This window comes from Paenibacillus sp. sgz302190, from assembly GCF_059820445.1.
On the sequence record NZ_JBZYAO010000011.1, the window covers coordinates 68,679 to 85,789 of the forward strand.

The following is a 17,111-nucleotide window of genomic DNA, read 5'->3' on the forward strand; positions in this document are numbered from 1 at the left end:
GAGGTGTGCTTCCAGGTGGACAAAGACAACAGGCAGGCTGAAGCGGGGAGGAAGGCGCAGGAGGCTGCTCGCTCGCATGACGATCCCCGAAAAAATCGGACAATTGATACAGCCCTTTGGCTGGAAATGCTATGAGAAGCAGGAGGATGGAAGCATCCGCCTGACAGACGAGTTCAAGGAGCAGCTGCGGCAAGGAGCGGTTGGTTCGCTGTACGGCGTGCTGCGGGCAGATCCCTGGACAGAAGTTACGCTTGCAACAGGACTGTCTCCCGAGCAGGGGGCCAAGGCTATCAATGACATTCAGGAATATGCGATGCAGCATTCCCGCCTCGGGATTCCCGTGCTGTTCGGCGAGGAATGCTCACATGGACATATGGCGATCGGAGCGACGGTATTCCCTGTACCGATTCTGCTGGGCAGCTCCTGGAATGTAGAGCTGTACAAAGAGATGTGCCGTGCGGTTGCTCTGGAAACTCGCAGTCAGGGAGGCGCCGTGACTTACTCGCCGGTGCTTGATGTTGTCCGCGATCCACGGTGGGGCCGAACAGAGGAGTGCTTTGGCGAGGACCCTTATCTCATCTCCGAGTTTGCAGTTGCGGCAGTTGAAGGTCTGCAAGGCGAGGATCTTGCTGACGAGAACAGTCTGCTTGCAACGCTCAAGCATTTTGCAGGTTATGGCAGCACAGAAGGCGGACGCAACGCACAGCCCGCGCATATGGGGCTGCGCGAGCTGCATGAGGTCGATTTGCTGCCTTTCCGCAAGGCGGTTGAGGCCGGAGCACGCTCCATTATGACGGCTTACAATGAAATTGACGGCATTCCATGCACGAGCAGTCCTTATCTGCTTAACGAGGTACTGCGGCAGGAGTGGGGATTTGACGGTTTTGTCATTACGGATTGCGGTGCGCTGGGGATGCTTGTGAACGGGCATAATGTCGCAGCCAGCGGCGAGGAAGCGGTCAAGCTGGCGCTGGAGTCCGGAACGGATATGGAGATGTCCGGAGAGATGTTCAGCAAGCATCTGCTGGCCGCGATTGAACAGGGGCTGCTCAGCGAGGAGACGCTGAATAAAGCGGTTCTGAGAGTGCTGCGCTTGAAGTTTGAGCTGGGATTGTTTGACCGTCCTACGGTCGATCCCGCGAAGGCAGCGCAGGTCATCGGCAGTTTGGAGCACAAGCAGCTGGCTCGCAAAATGGCGGTTGAAGGTATTGTACTGTTGAAGAATGAGCGTCAAACCTTGCCACTGAACAAGAATATAGGCAAGGTTGCTGTAATTGGTCCCAACGCCAATGCTCCATATAATCAATTGGGAGACTATACTTCGCCTCAGGAGGAAGGCCAAATCTCCACCCTTCTGGACGGTGTGCGAGCTGCGCTCGACGGGGAACGGGAACGTGTTCTGTATGCTCCCGGCTGCCGCATTAAGGAAGAGGCACGGGAAGGTTTCGCAACTGCGAGCGACTGTGCACAGCAGGCTGATGCCATTATTGTGGCAATCGGAGGCTCAAGCGCCCGGGACTTTGGCGAGGGAACCATCGATTTGGGGACGGGCGCGTCTGTAGTGACCGACAACGCTCAGAGCGATATGGAGTGCGGAGAAGGCATTGACAGAATGACGTTAAACTTGCTCGGCTCACAGCTGGAGCTGGTGAAGGAATTACGCAAGCTGGACAAGCCGCTTATCGTTGTTTATATAAACGGCCGTCCGATTGTCGAGCCGTGGATCGTGGAACAGGCCGATGCGATTGTTGAGGCCTGGTACCCGGGACAAGAGGGCGGGCATGCTCTCGCCGATATTCTGTTCGGTGACGTTAATCCATCCGGCAAACTGACAGTGAGCATTCCTAGACATGTTGGACAATTGCCAGTCTACTATTACAAGCGCCGTACACGGGGTAAACGTTATCTGGAAATGGACTTCGAAGCGCAATATCCGTTTGGCTACGGGCTTAGCTATACAAGCTTTGAATATGCAGAGCTGCGAATCGAGGATGCTGCAGCAGACGAAGACGGTTATGCGGCGGCGGTTGTAAACGTGCGAAATAGCGGCCAAATGGCGGGGCAAGAAGTTGTGCAGCTGTATGTTACAGATCATGCAGCCACGGTTACGCGCCCGCAAAAAATGCTCAAGGGCTTCCGAAAAATTTGGCTGGAGCCGGGAGAGAGAGCAAGCAGGTGCGCTTCGTCATTGGAAGGGAACAGCTGGAGTTTGTCGGCCAGCAGTTGCATCGAGTAGTCGAGGACGGCGATTTCACGATTATGATCGGGTCAAGCAGCTTACATTATTTGGAGGCGCCGCTGAGCGTCAGTTCGGAGGGGAGATTATCTTGAAATCCATTCATCGTTTTGTCCGCTGGCTGGAGCAGCGGCAATGGCTGGAGCACATACAGCTAACCCATTGGCAATTAAATAAGCTGCGTTATATCGAGCCTGGAGTCTATGAGCCTATCTCGGAAGGCTGGGCTTTGACCGAGCTTGCCCAGCTTAATGACGGGCATGGCACAACCTATATGCTGCGTCATCAGGCTGCATTGCCTGAAGGCTGGCAGGCAGGAGAGGCCGCCCTTCTGTATTATGGCGGCGGCGAAGGCCTGCTGCGACTGGGCGGAGCGCCCTATCACGGTCTGGATAATAATCATTGGTTTGTGCCGCTACCGAAATCTTGTCAAGCAGGCGACGAGCTTGATCTGGAGATCGAGCTGTATGATCCAATCCCTGAGCCGGTAGATCCGCTTAACCGGCAATCCAGACAAAAGCCGCCGATCAACGGCGTTTCGGTCTCGCTGGTACAGGTCAATTGGCCAGTCTACCAGCTGCTTCATACCGTACGTGCGGTACAAGAATCGGCAGCATTGCTGCCAGAAGGAAACTTGCAGCGTACCCAGCTATTATTGGCGTTGGAGGAAGCTATCGCCAGTCTGTATGAGCCGGGCGGAGATAGTTCCATTGATCTGTCCGCTTGCCAGCAGGCGGACGCTGAGCTGAGAAAGGCAGCGGAGGCTGCGCGGCAAGCATGCGGCAATAACGGTCTGATGCATATGGTTGGCCAATCGCATATCGATATTGCCTGGCTATGGCCGATAAAGGAAACCGTCCGCAAGGCAAGCCGCACCTTCTCCACCGTCTGCGCGCTGATGGATCGTTATCCGGATTTTTATTATTCGCAAAGCCAGCCCATTCTGTATGCGTTCGTTAAGCAAAACTACCCGGAGCTGTATGAAAACATCAAGCGACGGATTGCTGAAGGACGTTGGGAGCTCGTAGGCGGCATGTGGGTTGAGCCGGATTTGAATATACCAAGCGGAGAGTCGCTTGTTCGTCAAATCCTGATCGGCCAAAGATTCTATGAGGAAGAGTTCGGTCGGCGCTCCACTATTGAGTGGCTTCCCGATACCTTCGGTTACTGCGCGTCGCTGCCGCAGCTGCTTAAGCAGGCCGGGATCGATTATTTCATGACGACCAAGCTTGGCTGGAATGATACGAATGAGTTCCCGCATACGCTGTTCAACTGGGTTGGCATTGACGGCACCGGCATTGTGGCTTATCAGAATCACGGCTTGAACGAGCATACTCGTCCGCAGGATGTGCAAGAGCATTGGCAGGCCTATAAAGAGAGGGACCGGCACGACGAGCTGATGCTGCTGTATGGCCATGGTGACGGGGGCGGTGGAGTCACGCATGAAATGCTGGAGTACATCGAGCGCTCCGCCTGTATCCCTGGCCAGCCACAGGCCATGTATTCGACTGCGCGCGAGTTTTTTGACGGTATAAGCAGCAGGGGGGTCAAGCTGCCGGATTGGCATGGCGACTTGTATTTGGAGCTGCATCGTGGCACCTATACGACACATGCCAAGAACAAGCGAAGCAACCGTCAGGCCGAGCAGCTGTATCGCGCTGCCGAAGTGTGGCTAAGCCTCTCCGGCCTGCTTGACCCGCAGCGCCAAAGTCAAGCCGGGAAGCGGCTGGAAGAAGGCTGGAAGCTGCTGCTGCTCAATCAGTTTCATGATATTATTCCAGGCACCTCCATTCCGGAAGTGTACGAAACCTCATCCAAGCAGTATGAGGAGATTATGAGACTGGGCAATGCTGCTCTGGAGGAAGCAATGGGGATGCTGGCCGGCCGTATGCAAGCGGAGAACGAGGGAGTTGCCTACGTTGCTTTTAATAGCCTTGGCTGGGCAAGGGATGGAATGGTGTACATTCCGCTTCAGTCAGTAATGGAACAGCTGGCGGCTTATGATGCGGATGGCGAGCTGTTGTGTCGTATAGAAGCCCCATTGCAGCCGGGAGAAGCTGCACAGCTAGCTGTGCGGACGGGAACGATTCCTGCATTCGGCTGCAAAACGTTCTGGCTGCGCCCGGTGAATAGCGATCCTCAGGATATGCGCTCTGATGCGGAACAGCAACAGGCTGCGGAAGCTGATAAATCTATTGGCATCGGCGTATTTGAAACCGATTATTTTACGATTGAACTGGATGAGCAAGGGCTTATCAGTCGTTTGTACGACAAGTCTTGCGATCGCGAGCTGCTGCAGGCAGGGCGGCGCGGCAACGAATTGCAGCTTTTCCATGATACGCCGCTGCTGTGGGATGCATGGGACATTGCACATGATTACGAGAGCAAGCGCGCAGACGCGCAACAGCTGACGGGCTGGCGGATACTGGAGCATAACACGGACCGTATCGTAATCGAGCTGAATTGGCAGCTGAGCCAGTCGTGGATCAGACAGAAGATGATCATCCCGATTCATGATCGCTGCATCGAATTCCGTACTTACGTCGATTGGCGGGAGAATCATAAGCTGCTTAAGGCTGCCTTCCCGCTTGGGCTGGTAAGCGGCAAAGCGACCTATGAAATTCCGTTTGGCGCATTGGAGCGCACGACCCATCGCAACACAAGCTGGGAGCAGGCGCAATATGAGGTATGCGGCCACCGCTGGGCGGATTTGTCCGAGCATGGATATGGCGTAAGCCTGCTGAATGACTGCAAGTACGGCTATGACGTTAAGGACGCCGTCCTGCGGCTGTCGCTGCTCCGCGCACCGGGCTGGCCGGATGCGGGAGCCGATCGGGGCGAGCATGTGTTCACTTATGCGCTATATCCGCATGAAGGCAGCTGGCAGCAGGCCCAGACAGTTCGTGTCGCAGCCGGGCTCAATGAGCCATTGCGGGCGATTAAGGCTGATTCTACTTCCGCTACCGTCAAGGAAAGCCTAGGCTTCGAGCATTCATGGATTGATCTTGCAAGCGATCAGGTCATTCTGGATACGGTGAAGCCGGCGGAGGACGGCACAGGAATCGTATTGCGGCTGTATGAAGCAGCTGGCGGCCGTTCGGAAGCTATTATCGGCTTAAGCGGAAAACTGCTTGCCGCCGGTGAGCGGTTTGCTGTCACGGAAGTCAATATACTGGAGGATCGACTCGCGGACTTGACGATGAGCGGCGACGGACTCCGGCTAAGCTTCAAGCCCTTTGAGATCAAAACGATTAAAATAACGACATCATTATAACTCGGCGTCCTCTCGGAAAACAGTGGTTCATATAGGCAACTGAGAGGGAGAGCGCCTTGGCAGGAGGAGAACGACCATGCAAATTACGAGGCATCCGAACAACCCGATTGTTGTGCCGGGAGGATATGACTGGCGGAAGGTAACGGTTTTTAACCCGGCGGTTATCATTGATAACGATAAATTTTATATGATTGAAAGAACCGCGGAGTCGCTGACGCCTTGCAAAAACTTTTTAGGCTTGCTGGAAAGCGAGGATGGCGTGAACTTCACCCATGTGAAGGACGAGCCGATTGTAACGCCGGATATGCTCGGTTTTCCTTATGGAAGCGTACAAGACCCGCGTCTGGTCAAGATTGACGGTACCTTCTATCTGAACTATGCGCTGCGTCCGTGTGCGATGAGCTATTATCCGACAGGCGCTGGCGTACCTGCCAGATCCATTCCCGAGTACCCGGATGGATGGGGGGAGCAGGAGGGGCATTGGCTGACTCGCTCTTCCATTCTTAAATCGCAGAATTTGCTGGATTGGGAGTTTGTTGCTGACACTACGCCGCTGGATATTAACGATCGCGACAATATTTTGTTCCCTGAGAAAATTAACGGCAAGTTCGTCCTGTTTCGCCGTCCGGAGGAATATGTAGGCGAGCAGTACGGGACAGAAAAAGCGGCTATGTGGATTACCTATTCCGAGGATCTGATCCATTGGGAGGAGCCAAAGCTGCTTATCAAGGGGGAAAATCCGGAGTGGGAATCCCGCAAAATCGGTGGCTCCACACCTCCAATCAAGACTGACAAGGGCTGGCTTGTGCTGTATCATGGCGTGGACGAGGAGATCGTGTACCGTGTTGGCGCTGTATTGCTTGATCTGGAAAACCCGGAGAAGGTGATCGCGCGTACCCGTCATTTCATTATGGAGCCTGAGGCTTATTATGAGAAGTTCGGCTTTCAAATTCCTAATGTCATCTTTCCGACAGGCAATGTCGTCAAGGATGGGCTGTTATACATTTATTATGGCGTGACCGATACGGCGATTGCACTGGCCACAGTGCCGCTGGATGAATTGGTAGAGTACATTCTGAACGAGCCGGCGCAATAACAGCATAGTAGGGGCAAGTGATCCGGCTGCGGCCATTCACTTGCCCCTGGTCTGTTTGGGCTGCTAATAGGAAGGGGTATTGCTCTGACAATGCTGCTTGCGGAATTGCCCCGGGGTCAACCCGCTGTCCTTCTTGAACTTGCGGATAAAGTTCGGAGCGTCCAGATAGCCCACCTGCTCGATAATAATTTGGAGCGGATCGTTGGTAGCGATAAGCAGTCGTTTCACCTCGTTCATGCGCAGCAGCCAAATATAATGTGTGAAATTCATACCCGTTTTTTCTTTGAAGCTACGGCTAAGATAAGAAGTGGATACCGAAAAGCGCAGGGCAATATGCTCAAGGCTCAGCGTATAATCAGCATAGTTCTGGTCGACGTAGGCAACTAAATCATCAATCAATGAGGGCTGGCTCGTTTCCGTCTGATGGTTGACCTGCCTGCAAACCTCGCCGGCCAGTACGGCCAGCTTGTTCTCGAATTCCTCGAGCGTGTCAAAGGAAGCGAGCGCAGGCACACGGCCAAACACATCGCCCATGCCCAAATCGGCTGCGGTTCGTAAAATCGTGTTGAGTATGTCGAAGCACATAAGACGCAATATTGGGACCGAAAGCGACTCCTGCTTGATTTCCTGCACCATGCCGGACAGCATGGACTGCGCTAGCGGTTCGTTTCCTTGCTTTAGGCTTTGCTCCAGCTTAAGGATCGTTTTTTTGGACAGCCAGAACGTTTCCTGCGACACGGCCTGCTTATTCTGGAGATGATCAAAGAAGGTGATGCCCGGCTCTCCCGGCTTCCGATAATCAAGAGCGGTGGAAGCCTCAATAAAGGATTGGTTGATCTTTGACAAGCTGGGATAAATCGTGCCCACGCCTATATGCGGCAGCGTATCCGTCTGCTCCAGCAGCATCGCCCGAATGTCCTCAAAAAGGCGGTTAATCGCAGCCTCCTGCAGTTCGGGGCTTTGGTCCGGCAGCAGCACCATAAGCGCAAAACGGTCACGGACGGAAAATTCGACGCCGTATACTTGAATCCCCAGCTCTGGAAATGACAGCTGGCTAAGCAACTCCAGCTGCAGCATATGATCCGGCTGCCCAGGCTCATCTTCCTGCGGAGAATCCCATGAGAGCACAGCCGAGAAATAAGCTCCTCCGGCATCAGGCGGCTCAAGACCCGTTTCCATGATCATCCGTTCAATCTCGGGATCGTTTGGTTTGCCGTGCTTCAGCAGCAGCAGCAGCAGGCATTGATTGCGGACGAACGGCGTCTGCCAGTGAATACGCGCCTTATAGTCGCGAAAGGTCTGGGTGATCCATTCCCATTCGTTGCGCACCTTGAGCGCTTCATCACGGCCGCCCGTTTGCAGCCTGGCAAAGTCGATTAGATTTTTGATCGGATGATACTGGCGTCTCGCCAAAATAATGGCCGCCACAATGCCGGTCAGAGCCGCGATAGCAAATACAAGCATGATCAGGGTTTGGATGTGAACCACACTCTCAAAAAACTGGTAGGTCGGCATAGTGGTCGCATAGCTCCAGCCGTTCTCGGTGGATTTGACAGCAACGACGGATTGCGCTTCTCCGTCCAGACGGATACTGTAAATGCCTGTCGCAAGCTCTGCAATGTCAGTCAGCGCCTCCCTAGAGAGCGATGTGCCGTTCGTATTGGACGTCAGCACCTCGCCGGTGGGGGACAGAATGTAGCTGTTGCCCTTGTACTGGTTGAGTATGGTGTCCATAAGACCGGTAAGCTTGGCTTCCTTGAGCAGAAACATGACCGCTCCGTACGGGTAGGGATCATTGGGCTTGATCGGGATGAGCAGTGTAAGCAGAGCTTCCTCCCGCGAATAAATGGAGACAGGCTCGGCGGGACGAATAAGTGGAACAACGGATTCGTTAAGCGCTTTCACCAAGCTTGCGCTGCTCCAATTATGATATTTGTACACCCGGTTGAAGAGGGTTGTAGGACTGGTCATGCCTTCGTAGGAATAGATTTCATTCCTGTCATGGTAATAGAGAAAGAGCTGCTCCACAATGCTGCTGTTGGCCGTGTAGCTCGCGAGCGTGTTGATGCCTTCTCGACTGCGATAGGGATCGCTCATCATATAGGGAGTCAAATGCTCGTCATAGGATATGCGGCTGGCGATTTCGTAGAGATCAGACATATGGCCATCAATCGTCAGCTTGACTTGCGTCAATTGGTTAAGATTGGCCCGTTCAATTTCAGAGCGCAAATTGTAGGCTGCATTTTCATAAATAAAGATCGTTACGACTGTAAGCGGAACCAGAAACATGACAATGTATGAAGCCGCATATTTGAACAACAGGCGCGACTTGTATTGGCTCCAATATTTGCTGATGTACTGAGTCAGTGTATTTGCTTTTATTTTGAAATGATGCACAAGAACGCTCCTTTTTCTTCATCCATTTAAACATTATAACGTTATATTTATTTTAATGCTAGATTGTGTTAAGCTGTTTTTTGAAAAATAGTTAGGCAGCAGCTTTTCGAATGGGCATAGGGTTAATGAGCCAGAGAGGGGCAGAGATGAAGTGAAGGATTTTATTTTGCACAATATCAGGCTATTGTCAGGCGAGAAGGCGGCGATTGTAGTCAGCGGAGGGCGGATTATCGATATAGCGCCACAGCTCCCGGCAGATGCGGCAGGTTGCAGAATGGATGGCAGGGAGGCCTACGTTTCCAGCGGCTGGATTGATTTGCACGTTCACGCGGATGCCGCCCTGGAGCCGTACGGAGATGAAATCGACGAGATTGGCATAGCACAGGGCGTTGCCACCATTGTGGATGCGGGCAGCTGCGGAGCCGATCGCATCGGCGGTCTGCATGCAGCAAGCCAGAAAGCGCAGACCCATGTGCTTGCCCTGCTGAATGTATCGCATATCGGCCTGACACGGACGGATGAGCTCTCGCAGTTGGCCTGGTTAAACGAGCAGCTGCTGCGTGAAGCGGCCGAGCGGTATGGCGAGTTTATTGTGGGCTTGAAGGCGAGAGTCAGCAGCAGCGTAGTCAAAGAACAGGGAATTGAACCGCTGCGTCTGGTTCGCGGCTTTGCTGATCGGCTGGACTTGCCTCTAATGCTGCACATCGGCTCGGGGCCGCCTTCTATCACAGAGATTCTGCCTTATTTGCGCGGCAATGATGTCATTACGCATGCTTTCAACGGCAAGGCTAACGGCTTGTTTGACGAGCAGGGGAGAGCGATTCCCGAGCTTGTCGCCGCAATGGAGCGCGGAGTGCTGCTGGATGTCGGCCATGGCACGGCAAGCTTCTCGTTCAAAGTGGCGGAGCGCGCGCGCGCGGCAGGGTTTGCACCAGATACGATCAGTACGGATATCTATCGCGGCAATAGGCTGCATGGGCCTGTGTACAGCATGGCGCATACGCTTGACAAATTTCTTCTCCTTGGTTATTCGCTTGAAGATACGATTGCACGGGTGACAAGCAGGCCCGCAAGCTGGCTGAAGCGTCCGGAGCTCGGGCGGATACAGAAGGGTGACATAGCCAATTTAACGATATTTACCGTGCAAGAAGAACAGGTGCCGCTGACAGACTCAGAGGGAGAAACTCGTCTGGGGATGCAGCATATCAGACCGGAAGGGGTAGTTGTAAATGGCAATTACATTGCAATCTAAATATGGCCTCAAGCGAGTGGTGAATGCCAGTGGGCGCATGAGCATTCTTGGCGTATCCGCACCGACGGATAACGTGATGGAGGCGATGAAGCAAGGCGGTCAGAGCTATGTTGAAATCGCTGAGCTGGTAAAGCGTTCCGGCGAGCATGTCGCTTCGGTTATGGGGGCAGAGGGAGCGGTCGTTGTTAATTCGGCGTCTAGCGGCATCGCGTTGTCTGTTGCGGCTGTTGTGACAAGAGGGGCGGAGCGTGCCTCCCTTCGGCTTCATCAGGATTCCATATTGAAAAATGAAATCATTATGTTCAAGGGACATAATGTCCAATACGGGGTGCCGGTGGAAACGATGATTTATTTAGGCGGGGGGCGGCTGGTCGAGGTTGGCTACGCAAACGAAGGACGAGCGGACCATCTTGAGCAGGCGATTGGCGAGCGCACCGCGGCTATCCTGTTTGTCAGATCACATCATTGCGTGCAAAAAAATATGATCAGCCTGGCGGAAGCGCAGCAAGTAGCCAAGCGTCATGGGGTACCGCTCATTGTGGATGCAGCGGCGGAGGAGGATCTGTATAGCTACGTCAAGCTTGCGGATTTGGTCATCTACAGCGGCTCCAAGGCTATAGAAGGACCAACCTCGGGGATTGTGGCAGGTCGCAGGCTGTATGTGGATTGGGTACGCATGCAGCTTCACGGAATCGGTCGCAGCATGAAGGTGGGCAAGGAGGTTGTGTTTGGACTGCTGGCCGCGCTTGACGAATATGTGGTCAAGGAGGATAAAAGCGAGCAGGAGAAGCAGACTCTGGAGCAGCTGAAGGTGCTGTCGGATTTGCCGGGAGTGGATGTGACTATCGTTCAGGATGAGGCTGGACGTTCTATCGTCAGAGGCAGGATTCGGCTGGATGCATCTGTCGCAGGTATTAGCGCAGCTGAGGCGAACGATCAGCTTCGTGATGGGGACATTGCGGTGTATACACGGGATTATGGCGTGCGCCAAGGTTACTTTGATCTGGACCCGCGCTCCCTTCAGGGAGATGATCTTGAAGTTATCATTGAGCGGATACAACAAATTGTAGGAGGGGCAACACATGTCTAAGCTGGAGAAGCGTCTATACAAAAACAGGGCGGCACTTAATGTGCTGACAGGATCATTGGAAAATACCAAGCAGGTTTTCACTGCGGCAGAAGGACATGTCGTCGTTGGGATTTTGTCCAAAAGCTATAGCACCGTCGAAGCGGCTGTGGAGGCCATGCGTGCCCATGGAGCGCACATTGAGGACGCGGTATCGATTGGACTGGGCGCAGGCGACAACCGCCAGGCGGCGGTTGTGGCGGAGATCGTCCGGGAATATGAGGGCGCGCACATCAATCAGATTTTCCCTGCTGTAGGAGCTACCAGAGCTAACCTTAAGGAGCGTGCGGGCTGGATCAATGCGCTCGTATCTCCATGCGGCAAGGCAGGCTATGTGAATATTTCAACCGGCGTCCACAGTGCGCCACTGGAGCAGAAGGCGATTGTGCCTGTAGAAGCGGCTATTGCGCTGGTTCGTGATATGGGCGGAAATGCCCTGAAGTATTATCCGATGCATGGGCTGCGTTACGAGGAGGAGTACCGTGCTGTGGCTGCGGCCTGCGCCGAGGCGGGATTTGCGCTGGAGCCTACTGGCGGCATTGATCTGGACAATTTTTCCGATATATTGGAGATTGCACTGAAGGCCGGTGTGCCTCAAGTTATTCCACACGTGTACACTTCGATTATTGACTCGGCTACTGGTGAAACAAGACCTGAGCAGGTAAGGCAACTGCTGGATTCTCTCAAGCAATTGGTGGATAAATATGAGTAAAATTGCTGCGTTCGGCGAGGTCATGATGAGGCTTGAAACACCTGGCTACAGTACGCTTGCGCAGGAGAATCAGCTTAAATATTCCTTCTCGGGCAGCGGTGTCAATGTACTTTCAGCTTTGTCCCGGTATGGTCATGAGACTTATCTCATTTCTGCGCTGCCGGACAATGCGTTGGGCGAGGCGGCCGTAGCGAATTTGCGCAAGCTGGGATTGTCCATCCGTCATATTATGCGCTCGGGGCAGTATCTGGGCATGTACTTCTTGGAGAAGGGATTTGGCGCAAGGGCAAGCAAGGTAACGTACAACGACCGCTTAGGCAGCAGCTTCAATACGGCAACGTTCGGCGATCAGCGGCTGGCGGCAGCCGTCGCAGAGGTGGAGGTGCTCCACTTTTGCGGCATTTCGCTGGCAATGAACGATCAGGTGCGCAGCAGCATGCTTCGTCTTGCCCGGGAAGCCAAGCGACAGGGACGGAAGATTGTATTTGATTGCAATTATCGGCCGACGCTGTGGGGAAAAGATGGCTATGAGCGCGCAAAAGGTCATTATGAGCAGATGCTGCAGCTTGCGGATATAGTCATGATGAACGAAAAAGATGCCATGCTTGTGCTGGGGATGCCGACAGCTGCGCTTGAGCGGGAGCAGCAGTTGAAGGAGTTGCTTCCGGCAGTGGCGAAACAATATGATATCCAGACGATCGCGGGCACTCATCGCCGCATTAATGGAGACAATACTCATTCGCTAAAGGGCTTTATATTCAGCAATGAGCGTCTCGTTATGGGCAAGGAGCATAGCTTCTCTGTCCACGATCGCGTAGGAGCGGGCGATGCTTATGCCAGCGGTATTATAGACGGCCTGCTGCGCGGGTTTCCTGTGGAGCAGGTGGTTGAATTTGCAGCGGCAGCTGCAAGGTTGGCACATACGATTCCGGGAGATACGCCGCTGTCGACGCGCGAGGATATAGAGAAGGCTATCCATAACGAAACAGGAGATGTGGAAAGGTAGGGGACATCCGGTGTCCATTTCGCGAAAAAAGGGTCCGCTCTATTTGCAAATCAAAAAAATTATCAAGGATCGGATCATGCACGGAGTGTACCCGCTGGGGACTAACATCCCGGCGGAGCCGCTGCTGGAGCAGGAGTTTCAGGTAAGCAAGATGACGGTGCGCAATGCCATCCGTGAGCTGTCCACTGAAGGCTACGTCGAGAAAAAGAGCGGGGTAGGCACAATCGTGCTGCGCAATACGTCCTCCTCCAAACTGTCCAAGGGCAAGCGCTTCACAGAGCTGCTGGTGGAACAGGGGCATCGGATGGAGAAACGGCTGCTCGGAGCAGAGATGGTGAATACGAAGGCAGACGCTGAACTGCTGGAGCTGTTCGGCGAGAGCTGCCAACGCATTGAGCGGCTGTATTTGCTGGATGAGCAGCCCTATATTCATTTTCAGCATTACATTACGCCGGACGTGGCACTCGTACAGGCTGAGAACGATGAAGGCGCCTTATTCTCCTCCTTGTATGAATGGCTGGAGGAGAAGAAAATCACGCTGGAAAGCTTCCACGATCGCTTTCTGGTAGAGACGGCAGCGGCGGAGACCGCCGTCATTCTAGGGCTGGAGCCGGGAGCGCCTGTGCTCAAACGGCTGCGACGCTCTCAGGATAGCGAAGGCAATCTTATTGAATACAGCATCGGAATTTACAACACGCAGCTGCACCCTTATTTGGTCAGCTACGATGCTTGAGCAGAATAGGGAGCAAGCCCACATATTCCATACGTGTAGCAGCAAGCTGGCTGCGCAAGGAAGAGCTATCATAGAGCACATTTGCTTTGCGAGAGAACTCTTCTTTTTTGTATTCAGGTCAGATTCAGTATAACCTTGCTTTCTCGTAAAATGCCAGAACGCCGAACAGGCTGCCCCCGAAGTAGATGCACTACTTTGAAGGGCAGCCTTTTTGCAGATGCCGGTGCGATGGCGACCCGGTTTTATAAAAACGTGCGGTTAAACTTTTTCAAAAGCTGGCCGAACATGCGGCGTTCTTCCTCGGACCAATGTTCCAGCAGCTCGCTGACTCTGGCTACTTTTGCTTCTTTGCTCTCGGTCAATTCTTTCATGCCGAGCTCCGTAATCTGCAGCGAATACGCTCTTTTATCCAAGGGGTCGGGGATTCGGTAGACATACCCCTTTTCCTCAAGGGCCGTCGTTTGCCGGCTGACGGTGGAAATGTCCAGGTGGAATTCATCCGCCAATGCCTTTACTCCGGCCGATCCGTGAGAAGCGATTTGATGCAGCAACAAATAAGCGGCCCGGTCGAGATTTTTATACGGTTTAATCGATGTGATTCGGCGGACGAGGATGGCCATTTCCAAAGAAATGGTTTCCAGAGGGTTTTCATTCATTGCTGTTCGACCTCATAATTATAATATTTTCTAAAAGCTATAGTATCATACGCGCATTCGGTTTTGAACTACAATCACTCCTGTAAAAATGATCGTATTGACATCATTCTATATAGTTGTATAATACAATTATAATATAGTTTCATCATACAACTTGTTTTGGGAGAAAGCAATCTGCGAAGGGAGGATTGTCTATGCAAGCCCATGATATCATGATTAGCCAGGTGTACAAAGTGAAGGAAACCGACACGGTAAGGTCTGTCATCGAAAAGTTTATCGAGCATCGGATCAGCGGCCTGCCGGTGGTCAATGATAGAAATGAAATTGTCGCTTACATCAGCGACGGGGATGTGATGCGGTATATCGGCAAGCATGAGAATCGGGTGATCGGTTCTTTTTATTATGTTTTTGTCGTCAACGGCGATGATCAAAAATTCGAAGAACGTGTGGAAACGCTGCTGAACTTGAACGTGATGGATGTTGCCCAACGAAAAGTTTTCAAAGTTGCATGGGACGAGGAGATTGAAAATATCGCCGCGATTTTGGGAAAAAGACATATCAAAAAGCTGCCCGTTGAGCGTAACGGAGTTTTGGTCGGCATCGTCAGCCGCGGCGACGTCATCAGGCATTCCTTCAAAACGATCTTGTAAAATTTCGGAAACTCTCAATGGTAAAAGGAGAAAAAAAGCATGTCATCTACAACGCACTCCATGGAATCAAAAGCGGCAAGAACCGCATCACCCTTGCAAGAAACAAGTATTTTAAAGCAGCCCAGAGCCGTATGGGCTGTCTTTTTTGCCTGTATCATCGCCTTCATGGGGCTTGGTCTTGTCGATCCGATTTTGCCTGCCATCGCCAAAAATTTGCAAGCTTCGCAAAGCCAGGTTACTCTGCTGTTCACCAGCTATAACGCTGTAATGGCGGTGGCGATGCTGATTACCGGCATGGTATCGTCAAGGCTCGGCATCAAATGGACACTCCTTGCCGGCATTGTGCTGATTGCTTTATTTTCGGCGCTCGGCGGTTTATCGGGCGATATCTCGACGCTTGTCGGGCTGCGGGGCGGCTGGGGGTTGGGCAACGCGCTGTTTGTCGCGACCTCGCTGGCCGCGATCGTATCCCTTTCGAAAAGCGGCACCGCCAAAGCGATCATTTTATATGAAGCGGCGATTGGGCTGGGCATTTCGGTCGGCCCGCTGCTCGGCGGCTGGCTGGGGGGCATCTCGTGGAGAGGCCCTTTTCTTGGCGTCGCAACGCTAATGGTAGTCGCTTTCATCGGCCTCGTTACGCTGATGCCGAAATCCGGCGCGCCCAAAGCCACGGCCTCGAGAACATCGCTGCTGGACCCGTTCCGCGCCTTGAAGCACCGCTCACTTTTGATTTTCGGCATCGCCGCGGGGCTGTACAATTTCGGCTTTTTCACTTTGCTTGCTTACGCGCCTTTTGTCATGGGTCTGGATGAGCACGGTCTAGGCTTCGTATTTCTCGGCTGGGGCATTTTGCTGGCGTTGACTTCCGTATTTATGGCGCCGAAGCTGCAGGAACGGTTCGGAACCGTCAAATCGATGTGCGCGATGCTGACCACGTTTGCTCTGGTGCTTGCTGTTATGGGCATTTGGACGTCGACGCAATGGATTATTATCGCGGCTGTCATTTTTGCCGGGGCATTGCTCGGGAACAATAACACGCTCATTACGACGGCTGTCATGAACGCGGCTCCGGTCGAACGGTCGACGGCGTCGGCCGCGTACAGCTTTCTTCGCTTCATCGGCGGGGCGATTGCTCCTTATCTGGCCGGCAAATTGGCGGAGTGGTACAATCCGCAAGTTCCGTTTCTCGTAGGCGCGGTATTTGTTCTTGCTTCCGTGCTGTTCATCTTAGTGAACCAAAAGCATGTGAAGCATGTCGATCAAGCCGGATCGGGTCATTGAGCATTCGGCCGCGTACGCTTAAAAAAATCGCTCTCTGCTTTGGGCTTTGTCCCGGGTGGGGGGCGATTTTTTTGTTTTTTCACGGCACTCCGGCCAAGTCGAAAGGGGGGACCGAACCTTTTCTAACATTTTTGGATATATACATTAAGAAGTAGAGGGGGTGATTGATTTGAATATTTCCCGGGAAGAGGCGCAGCGCATTTATGAGGAACAGTCGGCCTACGTTTTCAGACTAGCTTTATTCCTGACTAAATCGCGGATGTTGTCTGAAGATATCGTTCAGGACACTTTTATTCAAGTATTTCAAAACTATTCCCAATATGATACGGCGAGGCCCATTCAACCGTGGATCTACCAAATCACGTTAAATACGGTGAGAAAGGCGCTGCGCAAGCGGCAATGGTCGCAATTGTGGAATGGACAGCCCAAGGCTGAAACGGTTGAAGAGCTTGTGGTAAAAGAAGAACAGCATCAAGAATTGTGGGACGAAGTCAATCATCTTCCATTCAAAAGCAAAGAAATTATTTTTTTACACTATTATCTGGAATTGAAGCTGACGGAAATTGCTGAAATTTTGAATATCCCGATCGGAACTTGTAAATCAAGATTACATACCGCGTTAAAATCGTTGCGAAGAAAAATGCCGAATGGCGATTTTAACATTCAAACATATAAAGAATTCGGAGGTTGAT

12 protein-coding genes and 1 pseudogene are annotated in these 17,111 nt (G+C 52.8%); 11 read left to right on the forward strand and 2 right to left on the reverse strand.

Features of this window, described 5'->3' with window-relative positions:
* Positions 1–76 precede the first annotated feature (76 nt).
* From AC6RNO_RS14440 to AC6RNO_RS14450, 3 genes and pseudogenes are all read left to right on the forward strand, one after another.
* A pseudogene (locus tag AC6RNO_RS14440) lies at positions 77–2,331 on the forward strand (glycoside hydrolase family 3 N-terminal domain-containing protein).
* On the forward strand, positions 2,328–5,510 hold the full coding sequence (locus tag AC6RNO_RS14445) for a glycoside hydrolase family 38 N-terminal domain-containing protein (protein ID WP_497105830.1): 3,183 nt from the start codon (positions 2,328–2,330) through the stop codon (positions 5,508–5,510). The pseudogene AC6RNO_RS14440 and the gene AC6RNO_RS14445 overlap by 4 nt, the downstream one beginning before the upstream one ends.
* Before the next feature lie 76 nt (positions 5,511–5,586).
* Complete coding sequence (locus AC6RNO_RS14450) at positions 5,587–6,606, forward strand: glycoside hydrolase family 130 protein (RefSeq protein ID WP_488436163.1); 1,020 nt, start codon at positions 5,587–5,589, stop codon at positions 6,604–6,606.
* A gap of 63 nt (positions 6,607–6,669) precedes the next feature.
* Here AC6RNO_RS14450 and AC6RNO_RS14455 read toward each other — a convergent pair whose 3' ends face one another.
* On the reverse strand, positions 6,670–9,003 hold the full coding sequence (locus tag AC6RNO_RS14455; RefSeq protein ID WP_497105831.1) for a helix-turn-helix domain-containing protein: 2,334 nt from the start codon (positions 9,001–9,003) through the stop codon (positions 6,670–6,672).
* 151 nt (positions 9,004–9,154) lie between these two features.
* Between AC6RNO_RS14455 and AC6RNO_RS14460 the strand changes: the two genes are divergently transcribed.
* The 5 genes from AC6RNO_RS14460 to AC6RNO_RS14480 are packed head-to-tail and all read left to right on the forward strand — an operon-like array spanning position 9,155 to position 13,832.
* On the forward strand, positions 9,155–10,255 hold the full coding sequence (locus AC6RNO_RS14460; protein WP_488436161.1) for an amidohydrolase/deacetylase family metallohydrolase: 1,101 nt from the start codon (positions 9,155–9,157) through the stop codon (positions 10,253–10,255).
* Positions 10,233–11,345 (forward strand): DgaE family pyridoxal phosphate-dependent ammonia lyase, encoded by a 1,113-nt coding sequence (locus tag AC6RNO_RS14465; RefSeq protein WP_497105832.1) that lies wholly within the window; start codon positions 10,233–10,235, stop codon positions 11,343–11,345. The genes AC6RNO_RS14460 and AC6RNO_RS14465 overlap by 23 nt, the downstream gene beginning before the upstream one ends.
* The gene (gene dagF, locus AC6RNO_RS14470) at positions 11,338–12,093 is read left to right on the forward strand and encodes a 2-dehydro-3-deoxy-phosphogluconate aldolase (RefSeq protein ID WP_497105833.1); all 756 of its coding nucleotides are present in this window, start codon (positions 11,338–11,340) and stop codon (positions 12,091–12,093) included. Before AC6RNO_RS14465 ends, dagF begins: the two co-directional genes overlap by 8 nt.
* Positions 12,086–13,099 carry a sugar kinase gene (locus tag AC6RNO_RS14475; protein ID WP_488436158.1) on the forward strand — a complete coding sequence of 338 codons (1,014 nt, stop codon included), beginning with the start codon at positions 12,086–12,088 and terminating at the stop codon, positions 13,097–13,099. The genes dagF and AC6RNO_RS14475 overlap by 8 nt, the downstream gene beginning before the upstream one ends.
* 10 nt (positions 13,100–13,109) lie before the next feature.
* A complete protein-coding gene (locus AC6RNO_RS14480) occupies positions 13,110–13,832 on the forward strand; it encodes a UTRA domain-containing protein (protein ID WP_497105834.1) in 723 nt (240 codons plus the stop codon).
* 242 nt (positions 13,833–14,074) lie between these two features.
* Here the strand turns inward: AC6RNO_RS14480 and AC6RNO_RS14485 are convergent, their stop codons facing one another.
* Entirely contained in the window at positions 14,075–14,488 is a 414-nt protein-coding gene (locus tag AC6RNO_RS14485) for a MarR family winged helix-turn-helix transcriptional regulator (RefSeq protein ID WP_474681818.1), read from the reverse strand.
* A 194-nt stretch (positions 14,489–14,682) separates the two neighbouring features.
* Between AC6RNO_RS14485 and AC6RNO_RS14490 the strand changes: the two genes are divergently transcribed.
* From AC6RNO_RS14490 to AC6RNO_RS14500, 3 genes are all read left to right on the forward strand, one after another.
* On the forward strand, positions 14,683–15,138 hold the full coding sequence (locus tag AC6RNO_RS14490) for a CBS domain-containing protein (protein ID WP_474681817.1): 456 nt from the start codon (positions 14,683–14,685) through the stop codon (positions 15,136–15,138).
* 39 nt (positions 15,139–15,177) lie between these two features.
* Entirely contained in the window at positions 15,178–16,419 is a 1,242-nt protein-coding gene (locus tag AC6RNO_RS14495) for an MFS transporter (protein ID WP_497105835.1), read from the forward strand.
* A gap of 169 nt (positions 16,420–16,588) precedes the next feature.
* The gene (locus tag AC6RNO_RS14500) at positions 16,589–17,110 is read left to right on the forward strand and encodes an RNA polymerase sigma factor (protein WP_488436155.1); all 522 of its coding nucleotides are present in this window, start codon (positions 16,589–16,591) and stop codon (positions 17,108–17,110) included.
* Position 17,111 lies beyond the last annotated feature (1 nt).

Excerpts from the sequence above, each read along its gene's own strand:
- AC6RNO_RS14495 (WP_497105835.1), top strand. The coding sequence starts at position 15,178 with ATGTCATCTACAACGCACTCCATGGAATCAAAAGCGGCAAGAACCGCA.
- AC6RNO_RS14465 (WP_497105832.1), top strand. The coding sequence starts at position 10,233 with ATGGCAATTACATTGCAATCTAAATATGGCCTCAAGCGAGTGGTGAAT.
- AC6RNO_RS14485 (WP_474681818.1), bottom strand. The coding sequence starts at position 14,488 with ATGAATGAAAACCCTCTGGAAACCATTTCTTTGGAAATGGCCATCCTC.
- AC6RNO_RS14450 (WP_488436163.1), top strand. The coding sequence starts at position 5,587 with ATGCAAATTACGAGGCATCCGAACAACCCGATTGTTGTGCCGGGAGGA.
- AC6RNO_RS14490 (WP_474681817.1), top strand. The coding sequence starts at position 14,683 with ATGCAAGCCCATGATATCATGATTAGCCAGGTGTACAAAGTGAAGGAA.
- AC6RNO_RS14475 (WP_488436158.1), top strand. The coding sequence starts at position 12,086 with ATGAGTAAAATTGCTGCGTTCGGCGAGGTCATGATGAGGCTTGAAACA.
- dagF (WP_497105833.1), top strand. The coding sequence starts at position 11,338 with ATGTCTAAGCTGGAGAAGCGTCTATACAAAAACAGGGCGGCACTTAAT.